The sequence below is a fragment of the Actinomycetospora sp. CA-101289 genome, assembly GCF_050955895.1.
GTDB lineage: Bacteria > Actinomycetota > Actinomycetes > Mycobacteriales > Pseudonocardiaceae > Actinomycetospora.
The window spans coordinates 5,323,560-5,339,586 of the sequence record NZ_CP192093.1 but is presented as its reverse complement, the minus strand read 5'-3'; the positions used below and the strand labels follow the sequence as shown (position 1 = coordinate 5,339,586).

At 76.0% G+C, this 16,027-nt stretch carries 18 protein-coding genes; 16 read left to right on the top strand and 2 right to left on the bottom strand.

The window, feature by feature from the left end; all coding sequences use genetic code 11:
• Positions 1-56 precede the first annotated feature (56 nt).
• The 7 genes from ACQPX6_RS26535 to ACQPX6_RS26505 all read left to right on the top strand — a co-directional run bounded on the left by ACQPX6_RS26535 (position 57) and on the right by ACQPX6_RS26505 (position 4,698).
• The gene (locus ACQPX6_RS26535; protein WP_433783690.1) at positions 57-398 is read left to right on the top strand and encodes a WXG100 family type VII secretion target; all 342 of its coding nucleotides are present in this window, start codon (positions 57-59) and stop codon (positions 396-398) included.
• Positions 399-435: 37 nt separating this feature from the next.
• Positions 436-732: a WXG100 family type VII secretion target gene (locus ACQPX6_RS26530; RefSeq protein ID WP_433783689.1), complete on the top strand. Its 297-nt coding sequence runs from the start codon at positions 436-438 to the stop codon at positions 730-732.
• 138 nt (positions 733-870) lie between these two features.
• Complete coding sequence (gene rplM, locus ACQPX6_RS26525) at positions 871-1,314, top strand: 50S ribosomal protein L13 (RefSeq protein ID WP_433783687.1); 444 nt, start codon at positions 871-873, stop codon at positions 1,312-1,314.
• On the top strand, positions 1,311-1,982 hold the full coding sequence (gene rpsI / locus ACQPX6_RS26520; protein ID WP_433783686.1) for a 30S ribosomal protein S9: 672 nt from the start codon (positions 1,311-1,313) through the stop codon (positions 1,980-1,982). The genes rplM and rpsI overlap by 4 nt, the downstream gene beginning before the upstream one ends.
• Positions 1,982-3,385 carry a phosphoglucosamine mutase gene (glmM, locus tag ACQPX6_RS26515; RefSeq protein ID WP_433783685.1) on the top strand — a complete coding sequence of 468 codons (1,404 nt, stop codon included), beginning with the start codon at positions 1,982-1,984 and terminating at the stop codon, positions 3,383-3,385. The genes rpsI and glmM overlap by 1 nt, the downstream gene beginning before the upstream one ends.
• A gap of 171 nt (positions 3,386-3,556) precedes the next feature.
• Positions 3,557-3,961, top strand: coding sequence for a hypothetical protein (locus tag ACQPX6_RS26510; protein WP_433783684.1), 405 nt, complete (start codon positions 3,557-3,559; stop codon positions 3,959-3,961).
• Entirely contained in the window at positions 3,958-4,698 is a 741-nt protein-coding gene (locus tag ACQPX6_RS26505) for a hypothetical protein (RefSeq protein ID WP_433783683.1), read from the top strand. Before ACQPX6_RS26510 ends, ACQPX6_RS26505 begins: the two co-directional genes overlap by 4 nt.
• Here ACQPX6_RS26505 and ACQPX6_RS26500 read toward each other — a convergent pair.
• Positions 4,685-5,578 carry an alpha/beta hydrolase gene (locus tag ACQPX6_RS26500; protein WP_433783681.1) on the bottom strand — a complete coding sequence of 298 codons (894 nt, stop codon included), beginning with the start codon at positions 5,576-5,578 and terminating at the stop codon, positions 4,685-4,687. The two genes, ACQPX6_RS26505 and ACQPX6_RS26500, sit on opposite strands and share 14 nt — an antisense overlap.
• Before the next feature lie 125 nt (positions 5,579-5,703).
• On the opposite strand from ACQPX6_RS26500, the gene glmS reads away from it, so the two are divergent.
• The 9 genes from glmS to groL all read left to right on the top strand — a co-directional run bounded on the left by glmS (position 5,704) and on the right by groL (position 15,332).
• Positions 5,704-7,578, top strand: a complete 1,875-nt coding sequence (gene glmS / locus ACQPX6_RS26495) for a glutamine--fructose-6-phosphate transaminase (isomerizing) (RefSeq protein WP_433783680.1) — start codon at positions 5,704-5,706, stop codon at positions 7,576-7,578.
• Between the two features lie 62 nt (positions 7,579-7,640).
• Positions 7,641-9,104: an NAD(P)H-hydrate dehydratase gene (locus ACQPX6_RS26490; protein ID WP_433783679.1), complete on the top strand. Its 1,464-nt coding sequence runs from the start codon at positions 7,641-7,643 to the stop codon at positions 9,102-9,104.
• A complete protein-coding gene (gene alr / locus ACQPX6_RS26485; RefSeq protein ID WP_433783678.1) occupies positions 9,101-10,264 on the top strand; it encodes an alanine racemase in 1,164 nt (387 codons plus the stop codon). Before ACQPX6_RS26490 ends, alr begins: the two co-directional genes overlap by 4 nt.
• Positions 10,261-11,457, top strand: coding sequence for an alpha/beta fold hydrolase (locus ACQPX6_RS26480; protein WP_433783676.1), 1,197 nt, complete (start codon positions 10,261-10,263; stop codon positions 11,455-11,457). The genes alr and ACQPX6_RS26480 overlap by 4 nt, the downstream gene beginning before the upstream one ends.
• Entirely contained in the window at positions 11,454-11,978 is a 525-nt protein-coding gene (tsaE, locus tag ACQPX6_RS26475; protein ID WP_433783675.1) for a tRNA (adenosine(37)-N6)-threonylcarbamoyltransferase complex ATPase subunit type 1 TsaE, read from the top strand. The genes ACQPX6_RS26480 and tsaE overlap by 4 nt, the downstream gene beginning before the upstream one ends.
• A gap of 22 nt (positions 11,979-12,000) precedes the next feature.
• Positions 12,001-12,657 carry a tRNA (adenosine(37)-N6)-threonylcarbamoyltransferase complex dimerization subunit type 1 TsaB gene (tsaB, locus tag ACQPX6_RS26470; protein WP_433783674.1) on the top strand — a complete coding sequence of 219 codons (657 nt, stop codon included), beginning with the start codon at positions 12,001-12,003 and terminating at the stop codon, positions 12,655-12,657.
• 4 nt (positions 12,658-12,661) lie between these two features.
• Positions 12,662-13,162, top strand: coding sequence for a ribosomal protein S18-alanine N-acetyltransferase (gene rimI / locus ACQPX6_RS26465; protein ID WP_433783673.1), 501 nt, complete (start codon positions 12,662-12,664; stop codon positions 13,160-13,162).
• 133 nt (positions 13,163-13,295) lie between these two features.
• Positions 13,296-13,607 (top strand): co-chaperone GroES, encoded by a 312-nt coding sequence (gene groES, locus ACQPX6_RS26460; RefSeq protein ID WP_433783671.1) that lies wholly within the window; start codon positions 13,296-13,298, stop codon positions 13,605-13,607.
• Positions 13,608-13,703: 96 nt separating this feature from the next.
• Positions 13,704-15,332 (top strand): chaperonin GroEL, encoded by a 1,629-nt coding sequence (gene groL, locus ACQPX6_RS26455; RefSeq protein WP_433783670.1) that lies wholly within the window; start codon positions 13,704-13,706, stop codon positions 15,330-15,332.
• Between the two features lie 74 nt (positions 15,333-15,406).
• On the opposite strand, the gene ACQPX6_RS26450 is transcribed toward groL, so the two are convergent.
• Positions 15,407-15,703 (bottom strand): WhiB family transcriptional regulator, encoded by a 297-nt coding sequence (locus tag ACQPX6_RS26450; RefSeq protein WP_433783668.1) that lies wholly within the window; start codon positions 15,701-15,703, stop codon positions 15,407-15,409.
• Positions 15,704-16,027: the final 324 nt, after the last annotated feature.

Sequence of the window (16,027 nt, the reverse complement as noted above, 5' to 3'; positions counted from 1 at the left end):
GCGTGGTCGTCATGCTCGGTGCGACCGACGAGGACACCGGGACAGAGGGGGCGGACATGGCCGCGAACAGCGGGTTCAGTACCGACACCGCGACGATGCAGGCCGTCGCGAAGAGGATCGACACCACCCACGCGGCGATGCAGGGCGACCTCGGGCGGCTGCGCGCGCAGCTCGCCGACGTGGCCGGCACGCAGTGGCAGGGCCGCGCCGCGGACGCCTTCGGCATCTCGATGACGCAGTGGGACGTCGACGCCCAGCGCATGAACAAGGCGCTCGACGACATCTCCGCGCTGGTCAACCGGGCCGCCGGGCTCATGCAGACCAACCAGGACGGCGGCGCCCAGGCGTTCCGCTCGGCCGAGGGCGGCGGCGGGACGCAGTTCGGCCACCTGCTCTGACGCACCCACCCACCCGAGACCAGCGAGAGGCTCACCCATGCCCCAGGACCAGATCCGCGTCGACTTCGCCACCATCGACGGCGCGGCGGCCAACATGTCCACGCTGCAGGCGGCCATCGAGGGCCACATGGCCGACCTCGACCGCTCCATCGCCGAGCTCCAGGTCTGGAACGGCCAGGCCGCCGGGGAGTGCCAGGCCCGCAACCAGGAGATCAAGTCGGCGTGGGCGTCGATCCAGCAGCAGCTGGGCCACATGACCACCCAGACCAACCGGTTCAACGAGGACGCCCGGGTCACCGAGGACGCGATCTACCGGTCGTTCTCCTCGCGCTGACCGATCGCCAGGGGGCGGTCGGCGTCCCCGGAGAAGGGACGCGTAACCTGGACGATCGATGCGCGGTGTAGTCCCGCGCCTGATCGACCCCACCGGCCCCGAGCCGACCGCCCAGCCGTCCGTGACGAGGTAGCTTCCGTGCGCACGTTCAGTCCGAAGCCTGGCGACATCGACCGCGCCTGGCACGTCATCGACGCGTCCGACGTCGTCCTGGGGCGCCTGGCCACCCAGAGCGCCACGCTGCTGCGGGGCAAGCACAAGCCCACCTACGCGCCGCACGTCGACACCGGCGACTTCGTCGTCATCGTGAACGCGGAGAAGGTCGCGCTCACGGGCAGCAAGCGCGACGACCGCATGGTGTACCGCCACAGCGGCTACCCGGGCGGCCTCAAGGCCCGCACGGTCGGCGAGGAGCTCGAGCGCTTCCCCGCCCGCCTGGTCGAGAAGGCCATCAAGGGCATGCTCCCGAAGAACCGGCTGGGCCGGGCGATGAGCAGCAAGCTCAAGGTCTACGCGGGCCCCGAGCACCCCCACGCCGCGCAGAAGCCGGTGCCGTACGAGATCCGACAGGTGAGCCAGTGACCAGCCCCGACGACCAGCCCGACCTGCCCGCCGACGACGCGGCGCAGACGCTCGCCGAGGCCGCGGACCTCCCCGAGGGCGCCGAGAGCGCCGTCGGTGGCACCCCGGCCTCCGCGACCGACGACGCGGGCACCGACACCGACACCGACGACGACGCGGGCACCGACTCCGCCGTCGACACCGACAGCGCCGAGGCCGACGCCGACAGCACCGAGGTCGAGGCCGACGCCGAGACCGACGTGTTCGGCGACGCCGCGCCCGCCCCGGTCTTCGCCTCCATCGACCGGCCCATCCAGACGGTCGGCCGCCGCAAGGAGGCCATCGTCCGCGTGCGCCTCGTCGCGGGCACGGGCCGCATCGTGTGCAACGGGAAGGCCTTCGAGGAGTACTTCCCGAACAAGGTCCACCAGCAGCTCATCCGCGAGCCGCTGGTGATGACCGAGCGCACCGAGCAGTTCGACGTCTTCGCCACCCTCCACGGCGGCGGCACGTCGGGTCAGGCCGGCGCCCTGCGCCTCGGCCTCGCCCGTGCCCTCACCGAGGTCGACCCCGAGGACCGTCCGGGCCTCAAGAAGGCCGGCTTCCTCACCCGCGACCCGCGGGCCACGGAGCGCAAGAAGTACGGCCTGAAGAAGGCCCGGAAGGCCCCCCAGTACTCGAAGCGCTGATGGCCCGGCTCTTCGGCACCGACGGTGTCAGGGGGCTGGCCAACGCCGACCTCTCGCCCGAGCTGGCGACCGCGATCTCCGCGGCGGCCGCGGGCGTGCTCGCCGAGCACGCCCGGGCCGGGGGTCGGCGCAGTGCCGCCCAGGCGGAGCGGCGGCCGGTGGCCGTGGTGGGTCGCGACCCGCGCGCCAGCGGCGAGATGCTCGAGGCGGCGGTCACCGCCGGCCTGAGCGCGGCGGGCGCCGACGTGCTGCGCGTCGGGGTGCTCCCGACGCCGGGCGTCGCGCACCTCACGGACGCGCTGGACGCCGACCTCGGCGTGATGATCTCGGCGTCGCACAACCCGATGCCGGACAACGGCATCAAGCTCTTCGCCGCGGGCGGGCACAAGCTGCCCGACGCGCTCGAGGACGAGATCGAGGCGCACGTCCGCGAGGCCGGTGCTCACCGCCCACCCTCCCGCCCGCCCGCCGGTGCGGCCGCGCGCCCCACGGGCCGCGGCATCGGCCGGGTCCGCGACGTCCCCGACGCGGTCGACCGGTACACCGCCCACCTCGCCACGGCCACGCCCACCCCGCTGGCCGGCCTGCACGTCGTCGTCGACTGCGCCCACGGGGCCGCGTCGATCGCGGCGCCGAGCGCGTACGCGGCGGCGGGCGCCCGGGTCACGGCCCTGCACGCCGAGCCCGACGGCTGGAACATCAACGACGGCGTCGGCTCGACCCACATGGACGCGCTCGCCCGCGCCGTGGTGGCCGAGGGCGCCGACCTGGGCATCGCCCACGACGGCGACGCCGACCGCTGCCTGGCGGTGGACGCCGCGGGCGAGGTCGTCGACGGCGACCAGATCCTCGCGGTCCTCGCGCTCGACCTGCTCGCGCGCGGCGAGCTCGCCGACGCCACGCTCGTCGTCACCGTGATGAGCAACCTCGGCCTGCACCTCGCGATGGCCGACGCGGGCGTCGCGCTGCGCACCACCGCGGTCGGCGACCGCTACGTCCTCGAGGAGCTGCGCGCCGGCGGGTTCTCCCTCGGCGGCGAGCAGTCGGGGCACGTCGTGCTCCCCGCGCACGCCACCACCGGCGACGGCCTGCTCACCGCGCTGCGGCTCATGGCGTGCATCGCCCAGAGCGGCCGCCCGCTCGCCGACCTCGCGGCGGTGATGACGCGGCTGCCCCAGGTGCTGGTCAACGTGCCGGTCGCGGACAAGGCGGCGGTCGGCGCGTCGCCCGAGGTCGCCGACGCGGTGGCCGCCGCGGAGGCCGAGCTGGGCGGCAAGGGCCGCGTGTTGCTGCGTCCCTCGGGTACCGAGCAGCTCGTGCGCGTCATGGTCGAGGCGCCGACGCAGCGGGTGGCCGGCGAGGTCGCCGACCGGCTCGCGGGCCTCGTCTCCACCGTCCGCTGACGCGCACCGATCGTGGTGCCCGGGCGCCCCGGTACCGGGTTCGCCCCCACCGCACGGTCGCCAGGCGTTAACCTGACCACGGTCCCGCCGACCCGGCGCCGGGGTGCGGGGCCCGGCACGGCAGACATCGGTGGCGATCCCGCGGCAGCGGGACGGGACGCGGAGGACGCGATGGACTCGTTCCCGCCCGCGCCCGAGCCCGCGCCCCACCTCGACGACCTGCTGACCGGCCTCGACGACGACGCCGACGACGAGCCGGCCGAGGCGCCCGACCTGCCCGAGGTCGTCGAGGCCGTCACGGGCCGGGCCCGCGACCTGCACCGGCTGGCCGACCGGCTCGGCGGCGAGGGCGGTGCCGGCGACGACACTCTCTCGGCGGTCGCCCTGCTCCGCGCCCACGCGGGCGCCGTGGACGAGCTCGCCGAGCACCTCCTGGCCGCCCGCGGCGAGGACGACCACGCCGGCGGCCCGGCCGGCCGCGCCGCGACGGTGCACGGCCCGGCGCCCGCGTCACCCGCCGACGACCCGCCGCCCGACGACACCACCCCGCGCGGGGTGCCGCGCACCGTCGGGTGACCACCCCCGACCGCCCGCTCCGGCTCGTCCCCCCGGCCGGTCCGGTCGATCTCGCGGGGCCCTCCCGCGCTGCCCTCCTCGGCGCCGTCGACGTCGCCGTCGGGCTGCTCACCGTCCACCTGCCGCGCTGGCACGCGGTCCCGCCCCGCTGGCGCGGCGTCCCGTCCGGCCCCGACACCGACCCGGCCACGGTGCGCCGCGCCGGCGCGCAGGCCCGCGAGCTGCCCGACGCCGCCGCCCTCGCCGCCCAGGCCGAGGCGCTGCGCGAGGGCGCCACGCTGGTGCGCCGCCAGCACGTCGACACCGCCGAGGACCTGGGCCCGCTCTGGGACACGTGGGCCGGGCCGTCGGCCGACGCCGTGCAGCGGCGGGTCTCGGCGCTGGCGCGCTCGGCGCACGGCCTGGTGGGCGAGCTGGGCGACACGGCCGACGTCTTCGAGGTCGCCGCGGGCCGGGTCGCCGCCGCGGTGCGCGACCTCGCGGCCGGTGCCGCCGCGGTGCGCCCCGCCGACCCCGTCGGCGGCCGGCACCCGGCGCAGATCGACGCCCTGCTGGCCGCGGTGCGGGTCGACCCGGCGGTCGAGGCCCCGCTGCGCGCCTACGCCGCGGACCTCGAGGAGCGGCTGCACCGCTTCCTCGCCGCCGCGGCGCGCAGCCACGCCGCCGGGCAGGAGGCCGGCGCCCGCGTGCGCGAGCGGCTGGCCGCCGGCGGCGGCGACCCGCTCAGGAGGCCTTGACGTCCGGCGAGCGGACCTCGGTCCCCTTGATCGCCCCGTCGAACGCGGACGCGTAGCGCGTCTCGCCGCCGAGGCGGTGCAGCAGGAACGCGGTCAGCAGGGCGCGCACGAGGGTGCGCGTCGCGGCCTCGCCCTTGCCGTCGAGGATGGCGTCGCTCCAGTGCCGGCCCTCGAGCAGGCCGAGGTGGGTGGCCTTCTTCAGCGTGCGCAGCGACGACTCGCCGCCCCAGGCGTCGGCGACGAGGTCGGCGCCGGCCGCGGGCGGGGAGACGAGGTCCTTGCCGAAGGCGAGGTGCATGCCGGGCAGGTGCACCGCGCGGGCGGCGTCCACCGCCGAGGGCTTGGTGTCGGTCAACGCGATGGTCGCCACGGCCTGCAGGTCGACGCCGTGGCCGACCTCCCAGTACGGCTCGCCCATCGCCTGCACCTGCGTGTCGGCGGCCGGCACCGCGGCGGCGAGGACGGCGGCCCCGCCGCCCATGCCGTGGCCGGCGACGCCGAGCTTGTGGGGGTCGACGCTCACCGCGGCGCCGCGGGCGTTGCCGCCCAGGCGGACGCCGGCGCACACCCCGAGGGCGGTGCGCAGGTCGTGGGCCAGCGCGCGGTGCGAGCCGAACGGCCCGCGCTGGGTGTCGGGCGCGGCGGCGACGATGCCCCAGGAGGCCAGGTGGCGCAGCAGCCCGAGGTAGCGGGCCGCGGGCTGGAGCCAGTCGTGGGCGATCGCGACGGCCGGCAGGCCCTGGCCCGAGGTCGGCGTGAACACCACGCCGGGCAGCCCCACCAGCGCCAGCTCGCCGCGCAGGACCGCGTAGGGACCGGGCCGCGACAGCTCGGCGACGACGGCCTTGGGCGCCAGCTTTCCCGAGATCACGCTCGCCATGGCCCGGGAACCTAGCGGAGCGGGGCGGCCACGGCCCGTCGTGACCCACCCCGTGCACACGACCGATCGGCCCCGCGAGCGCCGGGTGCCCGGAGCGCCCGGTGCCCGTCGCTACCCTGAGGCCCGTGTGCGGGATCGTGGGATACGTCGGCTGGCGCGGAGCCCAGGAGGTCCTCGTCAACGGGCTGCGGCGCCTGGAGTACCGCGGGTACGACTCCGCCGGGGTCGCCGTGGTGGACGGGGGCGGCGAGCTCGAGGTGCACCGGGCGGCCGGGCCCCTGGACAACCTCGTGGCGGTGCTGCCCGAGGGCGGCGCGAGCGGGGAGGCGACCGGCCGGGGCGGCACCACCGGGATGGGCCACACCCGCTGGGCCACGCACGGCCCGCCGACCGACCGCAACGCCCACCCGCACCGCGACGCCTCCGCCAGGGTCGCCGTGGTCCACAACGGGATCATCGAGAACTTCGTCGCGCTGCGCGCCGAGCTCGAGGCCGACGGCGTGGAGCTGGCGAGCGACACCGACAGCGAGGTCGCGGCGCACCTCGTGGCGCGCGCGTACGCGGCGGACCCGGACGCCGGGCTGACCGCGGCGGTGCGCGCCGTGGTGGCGCGCCTCGAGGGCGCGTTCACGCTGGTGTTCACCCACGCCGACGCCCCGGACGAGATCGTCGCCGCGCGCCGGTCGTCGCCGCTGGTCGTGGGCGTCGGCGACGGCGAGATGTTCGTGGCCTCGGACGTGGCGGCGTTCATCGACCACACCCGTGAGGCCGTCGAGCTCGGCCAGGACCAGATCGTCACGCTGACCCGCGACGGTGCCGTCGTCACCGACTTCCTCGGCGAACCGGCGCGCACCCGTCCCTTCCACGTCGACTGGGACATCGCGGCCGCCGAGAAGGGCGGTCACGACTTCTTCATGCTCAAGGAGATCGAGGAGCAGCCGGCGGCGCTGGCGGACACGCTGCGCGGGCACCTCGTCGACGGCCGGATCGTGCTCGACGAGCAGCGCCTGTCCGACCAGGAGCTGCGCGACATCGACAAGGTGTTCGTCGTCGCCTGCGGCACGGCGTACCACGCGGGGCTGCTGGCCAAGTACGCGATCGAGCACTGGTGCCGCATCCCGGTCGAGGTCGAGGTGGCGAGCGAGTTCCGCTACCGCGACCCGGTGCTCGACCGGTCGACGCTGGTCGTGGCCATCTCCCAGTCGGGCGAGACCGCCGACACCCTCGAGGCCGTGCGCCACGCCCGCGAGCAGAAGGCGCGCGTGCTGGCGATCTGCAACACCAACGGCGCCCAGATCCCCCGCGAGTCCGACGCGGTGCTCTACACCCACGCCGGCCCCGAGGTCGGGGTCGCGGCGACGAAGACGTTCACCGCGCAGGTCGTGGCCTGCTACCTCGTGGGCCTGGCGCTGGCGCAGACGTTCGGCACGAAGTACGCCGACGAGGTGGCCCGCGAGTACGCCGAGCTCGAGGCGAGCACCGACGCGGTGGCGCGCGTGCTGGAGTCGGTCGTCGAGCCGACCCGGGCGCTGGCCCGCGAGCTGGCGGAGTCCAAGGCGGTGCTGTTCCTCGGGCGCCACGTCGGGTTCCCGGTGGCCCTGGAGGGCGCGCTCAAGCTCAAGGAGCTCGCCTACATGCACGCCGAGGGCTTCGCGGCCGGCGAGCTCAAGCACGGGCCGATCGCGCTGATCGAGCAGGACCTGCCGGTGGTCGTGGTGATGCCGTCGCCCAAGGGCCGCGCGATCCTGCACCAGAAGCTGCTGAGCAACATCCGCGAGATCCAGGCGCGCGGGGCCCGCACGATCGTGGTCGCCGAGGAGGGCGACGAGACCGTGCGCCCGTTCGCCGAGCACCTCATCGAGATCCCCGCGGTGTCGACGCTGCTCCAGCCGCTGGTGGCCAGCGTGCCGCTGCAGGTCTTCGCCGCCGAGGTGGCCCGCGCCCGCGGATACGACGTCGACAAGCCCCGCAACCTCGCGAAGTCCGTCACCGTCGAGTAGGGGTATGTGAGCGATCTTCGGGGCTATAGGCCCAAAGATCGCTCACGTAGGAGGCAGCCACGGTGTACGGCGTCTGGACGCCCGAGCAGGTGCGCGCCGCCGAGGAGCCCGTGCTCGCGCGCACCCCGGAGGGCGCGCTCATGCGCCGCGCCGCGCACGGGGTCGCCCGGGTCGCCCTCGCCGAGCTGCAGCGGCGCACCGGCGGGGTCGCCGGCCGGCGCGTCGTCGTCCTCGCCGGCGCGGGCAACAACGGCGGCGACGGGCTCTGGGCCGGCTACGAGCTGCGCCGCCGCGGGGTCGCGGTCACCGCGGTCCTGCTCAGCCCCGACCGCGCCCACCCCGCGGGCCTCGCCGCCCTGCGGCGGCTGCGCGGCCGCGTCCTCACCGACGTCGAGCACGGAGTCGCCGCCGTCGACCACGCCGACCTCGTGCTCGACGCGATCGTCGGGACCGGTGCGCGCGGGGGACTGCGTCCCGAGGCCGCGACGCTCGCCGGCGCCGCGGCCACCGCCGGCGTCCCCGTGCTGGCCGTCGACACCCCGAGCGGCGTCGACCCGCTGACCGGGATGCCGGGCGAGCCCGGGGACACAGCGGTACAGGCCGCCGCCACCGTCACCTTCGGCGCCCGCAAGCCGGTGCACGTGCTCGCCGAGCCCCGCTGCGGGTCCGTCACGCTGATCGACATCGGCCTGGGCCCCGAGCTGCCGCCGCCTCCGATCACCGTGCTCGAGGCCGCCGACGTCGGCGCGCGCTGGCCGGTCCCGGGCCCCGGCGACGACAAGTACACCCAGGGCGTCGTCGGCGTCGCCGCCGGCTCGGCGACCTACCCCGGCGCGGCCGTGCTCGCCTCCGGCGCGGCGGCCCTGTCCACCAGCGGCATGGTCCGCTACGCCGGCAGCGCCGCCGACGAGGTCCGCGCCGCGTGGCCCGAGATCGTCGCCACCGACACCGTCGGCGAGGCCGGGCGCGTGCAGGCCTGGGTGGTCGGCCCGGGCCTGGGCACCGACGACGCCGGCGCGCAGACCCTCGGCGACGTCCTCGACGCCGGCCTGCCGGTGCTCGCCGACGCCGACGCGGTGACGCTCCTCGGGCAGCACGCCGAGCTGCGGGCGAAGGCGTCCGGGAGCCCGGTGCTCATCACCCCGCACGCCGGCGAGTTCGGGCGCGTCGCCGAGCTGGGCGACGACCGCGTCGACGCCGCCCGCCGCGCGGCCGAGGACCTGGGCGTCACTGTGCTGCTCAAGGGCAACGCCACGATCGTCGCGGCCCCCGACGGGCGCGTGCTCGTGCACCCCGCGGGCAGCGCCTGGCTCGCGACCGCCGGCTCCGGTGACGTCCTCTCCGGCGTCGCGGGCGCCCTGCTCGCCGCCGGCCTCGACCCCTGGTGGGCGGGCGGCTGCGCGGCGTTCGTGCACGCCCGGGCCGCGGAGATCGGAGCCGGCACCCCGGGGGTGCCCGTCCCCGCATCGCACGTCCAGCGCGCGCTGCCCGCCGCGATCCGCTCGGTGAGGGAGGCCGCCCGGTGACCCCGTCGACCCGCACCCGCCCGCGCGTCGAGGCGCGCATCGACCTCGACGCGCTCGCCCACAACGTCGGGCTGCTCGCCGGGCTGGCCCGCGGCTCGGGCGCGGCGACGATGGCGGTGGTCAAGGCCGACGGCTACGGCCACGGCGCGGTGGACGTCGCCCGCACGGCCCTCGCGAGCGGCGCGACCTGGCTCGGCGTCTGCACGCTCGAGGAGGCCGCCGAGCTGCGCGCCGCCGGCCTCCGCGCGCCGGTGCTCAGCTGGCTGCACCTGCCCGACGAGGACTTCGCCCCCGCGATCGCCGACGCCGTCGACCTCGGCGTCTCGTCCCGCGCGGAGCTCGAGGGCGTCGTCGCCGGCGCCGGGCGGGCCGGGCGCGCCGCCCGCATCCACCTCAAGATCGACACGGGGCTCAGCCGCAACGGCTGCCCGCCCGAGGCCTGGGGCGACCTGCTCGACGCCGTCGAGGCGGCCCGGGTCGCGGGCGACGTCGAGGTGGCCGCGGTGTGGTCGCACCTCGCCCACGCGGACGCCCCCGCCCACCCGACCATCGACGTCCAGGCCGCCCGCCTCGACGGGGCCTGGCGCACCGCCGCCGAGCGCCTCGGCGGGCCGCGGCCGTGGCGGCACCTCGCGAACTCCGCGGCCACACTCACCCGCCCCGACCTGCACCTCGACCTCGTCCGCCCCGGCATCGCGGTCTACGGGCTCGACCCGCTCGAGGCCCCGGACGGTCACGGACTGCGCCCGGTGATGACGTTCCGCACGCACGTCGCGCTGGTCAAACGCGTGGCTGCGGGGGAGGGTGTCTCCTACGGTCACGAGTGGGTGGCCCCCGACGACCGGGTGCTGGCCCTGGTGCCCACGGGGTATGCCGACGGGGTGCCGCGACGGCTCGGAGGGACGATGACGGTGCAGCTCGGCGGTCGGCGCCGGCCGGTCGTGGGCCGGGTGTGCATGGACCAGGTGGTCGTCGACCTGGGCCCCGCCGCCGACGGCGACCCGGGCGTGGCGCCCGGCGACGAGGTCGTCCTCTTCGGGCCCGGCGACGCCGGCGAGCCCACGGCGTCGGAGTGGGCGCGCTGGCTCGACACCATCCACTACGAGGTCGTCACCGGCATCGGCTGCCGGCCGCGGGTGACGCGGACGGCCGGCCCGTGACCTCCGACCGGCACCGCCCACCCCACCTCTCGCCCGGCGGCGTCGCCGGCGCGGTCGCGGGCGCGGTCATCGGCGGCGCCGCCGCCGCGGGCGCCGTGGGCGCCGGACGGGCCCGATCGAGGATCCTGCGCGAACGGGCCCGGCTCTCCGAGGAGGAGCGCGCCCACCCGTCGCAGCTGGGCATGCAGCCGCCCGGGCGCGAGTCGTCCGTGGCCGCCGACGACGGGGTGCGCCTCGCCGTCGAGGAGGTCGACCCCGTCGAGGACGTCGCCCCCGAGCTGACCGTCGTGCTCGTCCACGGCTTCGCCCTCGACCGCAAGTGCTGGCACTTCCAGCGCCGCATGCTCTCCGAGCTCACCGAGCCCGCGGTGCGCACCGTGCTCTACGACCAGCGCCGCCACGGCCGCTCCGGGCAGGCCTCGGCGCGCTCGTGCACCATCGCCCAGCTCGGCGCCGACCTCGACGCCGTCCTGCGCGCCGTGGTGCCCGAGGGCCCGATCGTGCTGGTCGGGCACTCCATGGGCGGCATGACGATCATGGCGCTGGCCGAGCGCGCCCCGAAGCTGTTCCGCGAGCGGGTCGCGGGCGTGGCGCTGGTGTGCACCTCGGCGGGCGACGTCATGGCCGGCGGCCTCAAGCAGGCCGTGCTGTCGCACCGCAACCCGACGGTGAACGTCCTCGGGCGCGTGGCGCACTGGCAGCCCGCCTTCGCCGACCGGGTGCGCCGTGCCGCCGGCAACGTCATCTGGGCGTTCGTGCAGGGGCTGTCGTTCGGCGACCGCTCCACCGACCCGGCGCTGGTCGACCTGGTCGACCGCACGATCGCGGCCACCCCGCTCGACGCGCTGACGTCCTTCGCCAACACCCTGTCCACCCACGACCGGCGGGCCGCGCTGGCGGGGCTGTCGCAGTGCGAGGTGCTGGTCGCCGGCGGGACGCTGGACCGGATGATCCCGTACGAGCACTCCGAGCTGATCGCCGCGGAGATGCCCCACGCCGAGCTGCTGCCCCTCGAGGGCGCGGGCCACATGGCGATGCTCGAGCAGCCCGGGGAGTTCGACGCCGCGCTCCTCGAGATGCTGCGCCGCTGCACCCATCGCAGCCAGGTCCTGCGCCGCCTGCGCCCGGGACGCGGCGGCGCCGGCACCGAGCGTCCCCGCCGGGGGCTGCGCCGACCCCGGCGCCGGGCGTGAGCACCGACCTGACCGTCGAGCGGCGCGTCGTCCTGCCCACCGCGGCGGACACCGCCGAGCTCGGCCGCGCGCTCGGTGCCCGCCTCTCACCCGGCGACCTCGTCGTGCTCTCCGGTCCGCTCGGGGCGGGCAAGACGGTCCTGGCCGCGGGGATCGGCGAGGGCCTGGGCGTCGAGGGGCCCGTCACGTCGCCGACGTTCGTCATCGCCCGCGAGCACCCGCCGTTGCCCGGGCCGCTCGGGGGCCGGGGGGTGGTGCTCGTGCACGTCGACGCCTACCGGCTGGGCGTGGGCACCGCGGCCACGCCCGACCCCCGCGACGTCGCCGCGCAGCTCGACGACCTCGACCTCGACACCGACCTCACCCGCGCGGCCGTGGTCGTCGAGTGGGGCGAGGGGGTCGCCGAGCACCTCGCCGCCGAGCACCTGACCGTCCGCCTCGACCGCACCGGCACGTCCGACGACCCCGAGGCGCGCGAGGCCCTGCTGAGCGGTCCCGCCCGGCTGGTCGGCGAGCCCTGAGGGCTCCGTAGGGTCTCGCGCCGTGCTCGTCCTGGCCCTCGACACCGCCACCGCCCGCATCACCGCGGGCGTCGTCGAGCTGGGTGCCGAGGGTCCGCCGGTGGCGCTCGCGGGCCGCGACGCGGTCGGCGCCCGCGCCCACGCCGAGCTCCTCGCCCCCGCGGTGCGCGATGCGCTCGCCGAGGCCGGGCGCACCCGCCGCGACCTCGACGCCGTCGTCGTCGGGCTAGGCCCCGGCCCGTTCACGGGGCTGCGGGTCGGTCTCGTCACCGCCGCGGCGATGGGCGACGCGCTGGGCCTGCCGGTGCACGGCGTCCCGACCCACGACGCCGTCGCCGCCGGCGTCCCCGGCCGCGTGCTCGTGGTGACCGACGCCCGCCGCCGCGAGGTCTACTGGAGCCTGCTCGTCGACGGGGTGCGCACCGAGGGCCCCGAGGTGGTCGCCCCCGCGGTGCTGGCCGAGCGCGACCTGGGCCGGATCGACGCCGTGCTCGGCGACGCCGCCGACCGCCGCGGCGGCGACCCGGACGCGGTGCCGGGCCCGAGCCCCGAGGGCCTGGTCGTGGTGGCCGCGCCCGCGCTGCGCTCCGGCGCCGACCCCGGGCCGCTGGTGCCGCTCTACCTGCGCCGCCCCGACGCGGTGCCGCCGGGGGCGCCGAAGACGGTGACCCGGGTGTGACGCCGTGACCCCCCGCCCCGTCCTCGACCCCCTCACCGCCGACGACGCCGACCGCTGCGCCGAGCTCGAGGCGATCCTCTTCCCCGGCGACGACCCGTGGAGCGCGCGGGCGTTCCGCGACGAGCTGCGCGCCGGGCACCTCTACCTCGCGGCCCGGGAGCAGGGGGTGCTCGTGGGCTACGGCGGCGTCGCCCTGCTGCCCGGGCGTCTCGGCCAGTCCTCGGAGGCCGAGATCCACACCATCGGCGTCGACCCCGCCCACCAGGGCCGCGGCACCGGGCGGGCGCTGCTCGAGGAGCTGCTGGCGGCCGCGGACGGCATCGGCGCGACGACCTACCTCGAGGTCCGCACCGACAACGAGGCCGCCCTGCACCTGTACCGGGCGACCGGTTTCACCGTGCTCGGGACGCGCCGGCGCTACTACGCCTCGGGCGCCGACGCCTACACGATGCGGCGTCTCCCGGGCGGGGCCGCCGCGGACGCGCCCGCGCCCGACCCTCGTTGATGCCTTGGCACTCTCGGCGCTAGAGTGCCAAACAGCACGGCACCGGAGCCGCCCCGGCACCCGCGACGACGGGGTGGACCACCGAGGCCGTGAACGCCGAGCAACAACGGCAATCCGCTCCGACCCCAGACAGGTGGAGGTCACCGACGTGGCCAACGTCAACATCAAGCCGCTCGAGGACAAGCTCGTGGTGCAGGCCAGCGAGGCCGAGACCACGACCGCGTCCGGCATCGTCATCCCGGACACGGCGAAGGAGAAGCCCCAGGAGGGCAAGGTCGTCGCCGTCGGCCCGGGCCGCGTGGACGACAACGGGAACCGCATCCCGCTCGACGTCGCCGTGGGCGACGTCGTCATCTTCTCGAAGTACGGCGGCACCGAGGTGAAGTACCAGGGCGAGGACTACCTCATCCTGTCCTCGCGCGACGTGCTGGCGGTCGTCAACTAAGGACGCCCGCGCACGACACGGACACCGCCCCGGTGCCCCCGGACACTCGGGGACACCGGGGCGTCGTCGTGTCCGGCCGGATCAGGAAGGAACGTTGTGCCGAAGCAGATCACGTTCGACGAGACCGCCCGGCGCGCGCTGGAGCGGGGCGTCGACCAGCTGGCGAACACGGTCGTCGTGACCCTCGGGCCGCGCGGGCGCCACGTCGTGCTGGAGAAGAAGTTCGGTGGTCCGACGATCACCAACGACGGGGTCACCATCGCCCGCGAGATCGAGCTCGACGACCCGTTCGAGGACCTCGGGGCGCAGCTCGCGAAGAACGTCGCCACCAAGACCAACGACGTCGCCGGTGACGGCACCACCACCGCCACCGTGCTGGCCCAGGCGCTCGTCTCCGAGGGCCTGCGCAACCTCGCCGCGGGCGCCAACCCCACCGCGCTCGGCGCGGGCATGGTCGCCGCCACCGAGAAGGTCACCGAGGTGCTGCGCTCGCGCGCCACCCCGGTCGACGGCCGCCAGGGCATCGCCGCCGTCGGCGCGGTCGCCTCGCGCGACCAGACGATCGGCGACCTCATCGGCGAGGCCATGGAGTCCGTCGGCGAGGACGGCGTCATCACCGTCGAGGAGGCCTCGACCCTGGCCACCGAGCTGGAGATCACCGAGGGCCTCCAGTTCGACAAGGGCTACATCTCGCCGTACTTCGTCACCGACGGCGACTCGATGGAGGCGGTGCTCGAGGACGCGCAGGTCCTTCTGCACCGCGAGAAGATCAGCTCGATCTCCGAGCTGCTCCCGCTGCTCGAGAAGGTCGCCGAGGGCGGCAAGCCGCTGCTGATCATCGCCGAGGACGTCGAGGCCGAGGCGCTCTCGACGCTGGTGGTCAACTCCATCCGCAAGACGGTGCGGGTCGCCGCGGTCAAGGCGCCGTTCTTCGGCGACCGCCGGAAGGCGTTCGTGGACGACCTCGCGGCCGCGCTCGGCGCGACCGTGGTCAACCCCGAGACCGGCGTCAAGCTCTCCGAGTCCGGCGTCGAGGTGCTCGGCTCCGTGCGCCGCGCGGTGATCACCAAGGACACCACCACCCTCGTCGAGGGCGGCGGGCAGAAGTCCGACGTGGACGCCCGGATCTCCCAGATCCGCCGCGAGATCACCGACACCGACTCCGACTGGGACCGCGAGAAGCTCCAGGAGCGGCTGGCGAAGCTCGCCGGCGGCGTCGCCGTCATCAAGGTCGGCGCGGCCACCGAGACCGAGATGAAGGAGCGCAAGCACCGCATCGAGGACGCGATCGCCGCCACCCGCGCCGCGGTGGAGGAGGGGATCGTCCCCGGTGGCGGCAGCGCGCTGCTGCACGCCTCGGCCGAGCTCGAGGGCGGCCTGGGACTCACCGGCGACGAGGCCACGGGCGTCGCCCTGGTGCGCCGGGCGCTGTCCGCGCCGCTGCGCGCCATCGCCCACAACGCCGGGCTCGAGGGCTCGGTCGTCGCCGCCCACGTCGCCGACGGGGCCTGGGGCACCGGCTACGACGCCGCGAGCGAGAAGTACGGCGACCTCATGGAGGCCGGGATCATCGACCCCGTCAAGGTCACCCGCTCCGCCCTGGAGAACGCCACCTCGATCGCGCGGATGGTGCTCACCACCGAGAGCGCCGTCGTGGACAAGCCCGAGGAGGAGGCCCCCGCCGCCGGCGGTGGGCACGGCCACGGCCACGGCCACGGGCATTAGCGAGCCCTGAACGAGACGACGGCCCCGCACCACCCGGTGCGGGGCCGTTCGTCGTCGTGGGGCGGGTCGGTCGCTCAGCGGCCCGTGAGGCGGCGGGGCCGGCCCGTGGAGACCGCGACCCGCTCGGACTCCGAGAGACCGCCCCAGATGCCGTAGGGCTCGCCCGCGGCGATGGCGTGGCGGCGGCACGGCTCGATCACCGGGCAGTCGCGGCAGACCGCCTTGGCCCGGCGCTCCCGGTGGGCGCGCGCGGGGCCCCGCTCACCGTCGGGGTGGAAGAAGAACGCGCTGTCCATGCCGCGGCACGCGCCGAGGCGCTGCCAGTCCCAGATGTCGGCGTTGGGCCCCGGCAGCCGGCGGACGTCGGCCATCAGGCACCTCCTCGTCGCGTGCGGCTGTGAAGCGGTTCGTCACTGTTCGTGAGCGCCACGGTGCGGACCGCAGACACCGCGTTGGACCCTATGGCGGTACCGCGCGCGACGACAAGGCACTGCGACGTGCGCCATTCCGCACCACCGCTCGTCCCTTACATGTCATGGTGCTTGCCGAGACGGCTCCGATCCGTGATCATTCGCCGCACGTTGAGTACGGGCGGGTGTCGCCGGACGGTCGTATCGGGTGGATCTCCGGTCGTCACCGTAGGGTCGTCCGCACGTTGGACAGGGGGAGGGTCGTCACAGCCGACCGGTCGAGGG

Excerpts from the sequence above, each read along its gene's own strand:
- ACQPX6_RS26535 (WP_433783690.1), top strand. The coding sequence starts at position 57 with ATGGCCGCGAACAGCGGGTTCAGTACCGACACCGCGACGATGCAGGCC.
- ACQPX6_RS26530 (WP_433783689.1), top strand. The coding sequence starts at position 436 with ATGCCCCAGGACCAGATCCGCGTCGACTTCGCCACCATCGACGGCGCG.
- glmM (WP_433783685.1), top strand. The coding sequence starts at position 1,982 with ATGGCCCGGCTCTTCGGCACCGACGGTGTCAGGGGGCTGGCCAACGCC.
- ACQPX6_RS26510 (WP_433783684.1), top strand. The coding sequence starts at position 3,557 with ATGGACTCGTTCCCGCCCGCGCCCGAGCCCGCGCCCCACCTCGACGAC.
- ACQPX6_RS26500 (WP_433783681.1), bottom strand. The coding sequence starts at position 5,578 with ATGGCGAGCGTGATCTCGGGAAAGCTGGCGCCCAAGGCCGTCGTCGCC.
- ACQPX6_RS26450 (WP_433783668.1), bottom strand. The coding sequence starts at position 15,703 with ATGGCCGACGTCCGCCGGCTGCCGGGGCCCAACGCCGACATCTGGGAC.